The 6,116-nt window shown below is 29.5% G+C and carries 6 protein-coding genes; all 6 read left to right on the top strand.

Annotation, left to right across the window (positions count from 1 at the left end; translation table 11 throughout):
* Positions 1–96 precede the first annotated feature (96 nt).
* The 6 genes from purR (at position 97) to G3997_RS00160 (ending at position 6,056) form a co-directional block, all read left to right on the top strand.
* Positions 97–978: a pur operon repressor gene (purR, locus tag G3997_RS00135; RefSeq protein WP_296646149.1), complete on the top strand. Its 882-nt coding sequence runs from the start codon at positions 97–99 to the stop codon at positions 976–978.
* A gap of 134 nt (positions 979–1,112) precedes the next feature.
* Positions 1,113–1,391 carry a septation regulator SpoVG gene (gene spoVG / locus G3997_RS00140; protein WP_296646153.1) on the top strand — a complete coding sequence of 93 codons (279 nt, stop codon included), beginning with the start codon at positions 1,113–1,115 and terminating at the stop codon, positions 1,389–1,391.
* A gap of 243 nt (positions 1,392–1,634) precedes the next feature.
* Positions 1,635–3,011 (top strand): bifunctional UDP-N-acetylglucosamine diphosphorylase/glucosamine-1-phosphate N-acetyltransferase GlmU, encoded by a 1,377-nt coding sequence (glmU, locus tag G3997_RS00145; RefSeq protein ID WP_296646157.1) that lies wholly within the window; start codon positions 1,635–1,637, stop codon positions 3,009–3,011.
* Between the two features lie 83 nt (positions 3,012–3,094).
* The gene (locus G3997_RS00150; protein ID WP_296646161.1) at positions 3,095–4,045 is read left to right on the top strand and encodes a ribose-phosphate diphosphokinase; all 951 of its coding nucleotides are present in this window, start codon (positions 3,095–3,097) and stop codon (positions 4,043–4,045) included.
* Between the two features lie 170 nt (positions 4,046–4,215).
* Positions 4,216–5,277 carry a type IV pilus twitching motility protein PilT gene (locus tag G3997_RS00155; protein ID WP_296646165.1) on the top strand — a complete coding sequence of 354 codons (1,062 nt, stop codon included), beginning with the start codon at positions 4,216–4,218 and terminating at the stop codon, positions 5,275–5,277.
* Between the two features lie 2 nt (positions 5,278–5,279).
* Positions 5,280–6,056, top strand: a complete 777-nt coding sequence (locus G3997_RS00160; RefSeq protein WP_296646168.1) for a prepilin peptidase — start codon at positions 5,280–5,282, stop codon at positions 6,054–6,056.
* Positions 6,057–6,116: the final 60 nt, after the last annotated feature.

Here is a 6,116-nt window from a genome sequence, read left to right on the forward strand (position 1 = left end):
TATATATAACATATATTTAAAAAACTAAATAAACATAACAATTATTATAACATAATAAAAATAGTTGTGCATTATTTAGTTTAGGAGGTAAAACTGATGAAATTTAAAAGAACGGAGAGGATAGGAGCGATAGTTAAAATTCTATCTGATAATCCAAATAAAATATTTACATTAAGTCACTTTACAAACCAATTTAATGCAGCTAAGTCAACAATAAGTGAAGATTTATTAGTAGTTAAAAATGTTTTTGAAAAACTGGAATTAGGTAAGGTAATAACAATCTCTGGAGCGGCAGGAGGAGTAAAATACATACCTAAAACTTCTAAAGCTGAAAATGAAGAATTCTTACTAGATTTATGTGAAAAAATAAGTGATCCATCAAGAATTCTTTCAGGAGGATTTTTATATCTAATTGATTTAATATATGACCCTACAATAGTTTCAAAAGTAGGAAAGATAATGGCCTCAAATATAGATTATTCAGAAGCGGATTATGTTGTTACTATGGAAACTAAGGGAATTCCAATGGCACTTATGACAGCAAAGGCTATGAACTTACCACTTGTTATAATAAGAAAAGACATAAAGGTTTCAGAAGGTCCAACATTAAGTATGACTTATGTAAGTGGAAATAATTCTAAAGTAGAAAGCATTAGTTTACCTAGAAAAGCTCTAAAACCTGATAGTAAAGTTATAATAATAGATGACTTCATGAGAGGTGGAGGAACAATAAAAGGTATGATAGATCTTATGCATGAATTTGGTGCAGAAGTTGTAGGAACGGGAGTGTTTATATCTACAACTAAGCCAGAAGAAAAAATGGTTAAAGATTATATATCGCTAATTGAATTAGATGTAGACGGGGATAAAATATCAGTACAACCAAATTTAAAAACATTCAAAGATGAATACAAAACTGATAGTCAAGAAGACTCAGATGATGTAGAAAATATCTTAGAGTACGAGGATGAGGAATAAAAAATAAAAATTTTTTAAAAAATAAAAAGGATATTTGAAATTAATATAGAATTAATATAGAATTAATATACCTAGATTAATTTCAAATAAAACAATAAATATATTTTGTCAAAATTAAAGGGGGATATTTAGAGATGAAGATAACTGACGTAAGAGTAAGAAAAATAACAGATGAAGGGAAAATGAAATGTATAGTTTCATTAACTTTTGATAACTTATTTGTTGTACATGACATAAAAGTTATAGAAGGACACAATGGATTATTCATAGCAATGCCAAGCAGAAAAGTAGGAGAAGGAAACTTCAGAGATATAGCTCATCCTATAAATGCTGAAATGAGACAAGTATTAGAAGATGCTGTATTAAATGCTTACCATGAAGCAGTTGCTCAATTAGAAGTTGCAGCTGAATAATTTTAAAAAAGTTAATAATTTTAAAAAAGTTAAAAAATTAAAATTATACATAAATTGATAAGAGTCGAATTTTCGGCTCTTTTTTTGTGGTTAAAGTTAGCAATATTTGTTTAAATATATACTTTTCTGTAAAAAAGTGATATATTAATTAAAGGAAAATAACAATATTGAATACTAATATGTAACTTTACATATTATATATTATACATATATAGGAAAATAATTAATGAATGGAGTGGGGACATGAATTTTAAAGCGATAATACTTGCCGCTGGTAAAGGGACAAGAATGAAGTCTAAATATCCAAAGGTTGTACATAAAGTATGCGGAAGAGAAATGGTAAACCATGTAATAACTGTTTCAAAAAAATCAGGGGTAAATGACATAGTTGCAATCTTAGGTCATGAAAGTGAAGTAGTAAAAGAAAGATTACCTAAAGACACTATGATAGCAATGCAAACAGAGCAATTAGGAACAGGCCATGCAGTAATGATGGCTAAAGAATACATAAATGACAATGATACTATAGTTGTACTTTGCGGAGATACACCTTTAGTAAAAGAAGATACATTAAAGAAATTATTCGATTATCATATAGAAAAAGGATACCATGCGACAGTTCTTACAACTGAAGTAGATAATCCAACTGGATATGGAAGAATAATAAGAGATGAAAATAAAGATTTACTAAAAATAGTAGAGCAAAAAGATGCTAATGAAGAAGAAAAGAAAGCAAAAGAAATAAACTCAGGAATATACTGCTTCAATGGTAAATCATTAAGAGAAAGTCTTGATTTACTAGATAACAATAATGCTCAAGGTGAATACTACTTAACAGACACAATCAAAATAATGAGAGATAAAGGTCAAAAAGTAGGAGCTTTCAATGGTTCAACAATAGAAGAATTAATGGGAGTTAACTCAAGAGTTGAATTATCAAAAGCAGAAGAAATAATGAGAAGAAGAATAAACGAATCTCATATGGTAAATGGAGTTACAATAATAGATGTTAATTCAACATATATAGAAGCAGATGTTGAAATAGGAAATGATACAATAGTATATCCAGGAGCAATGCTTCAAGGAAATACTAAAATAGGGAGCAGCTGTATAATAGGTATGAATTGTAGTATAACAAATTCTCAAATAGGTAATTATACAGAAGTACAAAGTTCAACAATAGTAGATAGTACTGTTGGAGAAAATACTTCAGTAGGACCATATGCATACCTAAGACCAAACAGCAACATAGGAAACAACGTAAAAATAGGAGACTTCGTAGAAGTTAAAAATGCTACTATAGAAGATAACTCTAAAGCATCACACCTATCATATATAGGAGATGCACACGTTGGTAAAGATGTAAACATAGGATGCGGAGTAGTATTTGTAAACTACGACGGTAAAAATAAATTTAAATCAACAGTTAAAGATGGAGCTTTTATAGGTTCAAATTCTAACCTAGTTGCACCAGTTACTGTAGAAGAAAAAGGATATGTTGCTACAGGTTCAACTATAACAGAAGATGTTCCACAAGGAGCATTAGCAGTAGCAAGAGAAAGACAAGTAATAAAAGAAGGCTGGGTAGCTAAAAAAGAAGCAAAAGATAACAATAAATAGCAACTAACATAGCTTATTATTTAAGGCATATAGCCTAAATTTTAATAAATAAAATTGTTTTAAAAAGTTTTGGGAGGATACAAATGAACACTAGCGGAAGTGAAATCAAAATACTTGCAGGTAATTCATCTAAAGAATTAGCTCAAAAAATAGCTGATTACATAGGTGTACCTTTAGCAAAATGTGAAGTAGGAACATTTAGTGACGGAGAAATAAGTGTAAACATGGCTGAAACAGTTAGAGGATGTGATGTTTTCGTAGTTCAATCAACTAACAGCCCTGTAAATGATAACTTAATGGAACTATTAATAATGATAGATGCATTAAAGAGAGCATCAGCAGGAAGAATAACAGCAGTTATTCCTTACTACGGATATGCAAGACAAGATAGAAAAGCTAAGGCAAGAGATCCAATCACAGCTAAATTAGTTGCAAACTTAATAACAGCAGCAGGAGCAGATAGAGTATTAACTATGGATTTACATGCTGCACAAATACAAGGATACTTTGATATACCATTAGATCACTTACAAGGTGGTAAATTATTAGCTGATTATTTCAATGAAAAGAAAATAGAAGATTTAATAGTTGTATCTCCTGACTTAGGAAGTGTTACAAGATCTAGAAAATTTGCTAATGGCTTAGATGGAGACGTTCCACTAGCTATAATAGATAAAAGAAGACCAAAAGCTAATGTAAGTGAGATAATGAATATAATTGGTGACGTTAATGGAAAGAACGTTATATTATTAGATGATATGATAGATACAGCAGGAACAATATGTAATGCTGCTAATGCGCTTAAAGAATTTGGTGCTAAGGAAGTTTATGCTTGTTGTACACATGCAGTATTATCAGGTCCGGCGATAGAAAGAATAGATGCTTCTGCTATAAGTGAGTTAATAGTTTTAGATACTATACAACTTCCTGATGAGAAGAAGATAGATAAAATAAAAGTTAAAAGTGTAGCTCCTTTATTTGGAGATGCTATAAAGAAAATATTCTCTAATGAATCTATTAGTGCATTATTTTAATTAAAAAATACACCTTACATATGTAAGGTGTATTTTTAAATTATTATACTGGATTTTTATATTAGGAATAATTATAAAAAAGTATGGTTATAAAATAAACAAAGTAAATTCTATAATATAAAATTATAATCAATATTTATAAAAATAATTATATGGTAAGGGGAATAAATGTGAATATATTTGACTTATTAAAAAAATCAATTGAATTAGGTGCATCAGATATACATATAACAGTAGATAGTGAACCTATAGCTAGAGTAAAAGGTTCTTTCGTAAGTTTATCAAAAACAGTACTTACAAAAGAACATACACAAGAAATGGTAAGAGAATTGTCAGGAGAAAAAAACTTTAAAAGAATAGAAGAACATGGAGAATGTGATTTCTCTGTTTCAATAGAAACTGGAGAAAGATTCAGGGTAAATGCATACAAACAAAAAGGAAATTTTGCAATAGCCATAAGAACAATAACATCAGAAATACCAAAATTTGAGACCTTAGGACTTCCAGAAGTTCTAAAAACTTTTACAGAAAAACACAAAGGTTTAGTACTTGTAACAGGACCAACAGGTAGTGGAAAAAGTACAACCTTAGCAAGTTTATTAGATATAATAAATGAAAATCAACAAAGACATATAATAACATTAGAAGACCCAATAGAATATGTACACAAACATAAAAAGAGCTTAGTAAATCAAAGAGAGATAGGACAAGATACAGAAAGTTTTAACTCAGCATTAAGAGCTATACTTCGTCAAGACCCTGACGTAATACTTGTAGGGGAGATGCGTGACCCTGAAACAATATCTATAGCATTAACTGCTGCTGAGACTGGTCACTTAGTTTTCTCAACTCTACATACAGTAGGAGCGGCAAAAACTATAGATAGAATAGTTGACATGTTCCCGTCAGAGCAACAACAACAAGTCAGAACCCAGTTATCAACTGTATGTGAAGGTGTTATATCTCAGCAACTTATAAAAACTATAGATGAAAGAAAAAGAGTTGCAGCATTAGAGGTTATGATAGCAAATCCAGCTATAAGAAACCTTATAAGAGAGAATAAAACTTATCAAATACAAAATATTATACAAACAGGAAGTAAACAAGGAATGCAGTCTATGGACCAAGAGTTAGTTAACTTATATAGAAGAGGTCTTATATCTAGAGATAGTGTATTAAGTAGATGTACTGACTATGAGTTTACAAGTAGATTAGTAGGAGATAGATATTAATTATGTATGTATATTTTGCAATAGTGTCATTTATAATTGGAGCAGCATTAGGAAGCTTTTTCAATGTATGTATTTATAGAATACCAAATAATAAATCAGTAGTTAATCCACCATCACATTGTTATAACTGTAATACTAGATTAAAGCCACTAGATTTAGTGCCAATATTAAGTTGGACTTTATTAAGAGGTAAGTGTAGATACTGTGGACAAAAGATAAGTCCAAGATATGCTTTAGTAGAGTTATTAACAGGAATACTGTTTATATTAGTGTATAGTGTTTATGGACCTAACATAATAACTTTATATTAYCTATTATTAGTATCTCTATTAGTAATAATAACATTCATAGATTTAGACCATTATATAATACCTGATTCTCTAGTAATATTTGGCTCAATAGGAGCAGTAATATTTAATATACTAGGATTAGGTGTAGGTATAAAAGATAGCCTATTAGGAGGTCTAATATGCGGTGGAGGAATGTTAGTTTTAATCTATCTAATAGAGCTTATAATAAGAAAAGAAGTAATGGGTGGCGGAGATATAAAGCTATTTGGTATGGTAGGACTATTTTTAGGAATAAAATTAGGATTACTTACAATACTTCTAAGCGTTTATGTTGGAGCTATTTATGGAGTAGGAAGTATTATATATAGTAAGATTAAGAAAAAAGAATATAACTCAATGATACCTTACGGACCATTTATATCTGTAGGGGCATTGATAAGTATTTTATATGGAACAAGTATAATGAACTGGTATATTGGATTATTCTAATATACCAGTTTTTATGGTATAATAGAAATCTAGAAACTATAATCTATAATTAAGGGTGAA

Source organism: Romboutsia sp. 13368, from assembly GCF_018336475.1.
Lineage (GTDB): Bacteria > Bacillota > Clostridia > Peptostreptococcales > Peptostreptococcaceae > Romboutsia.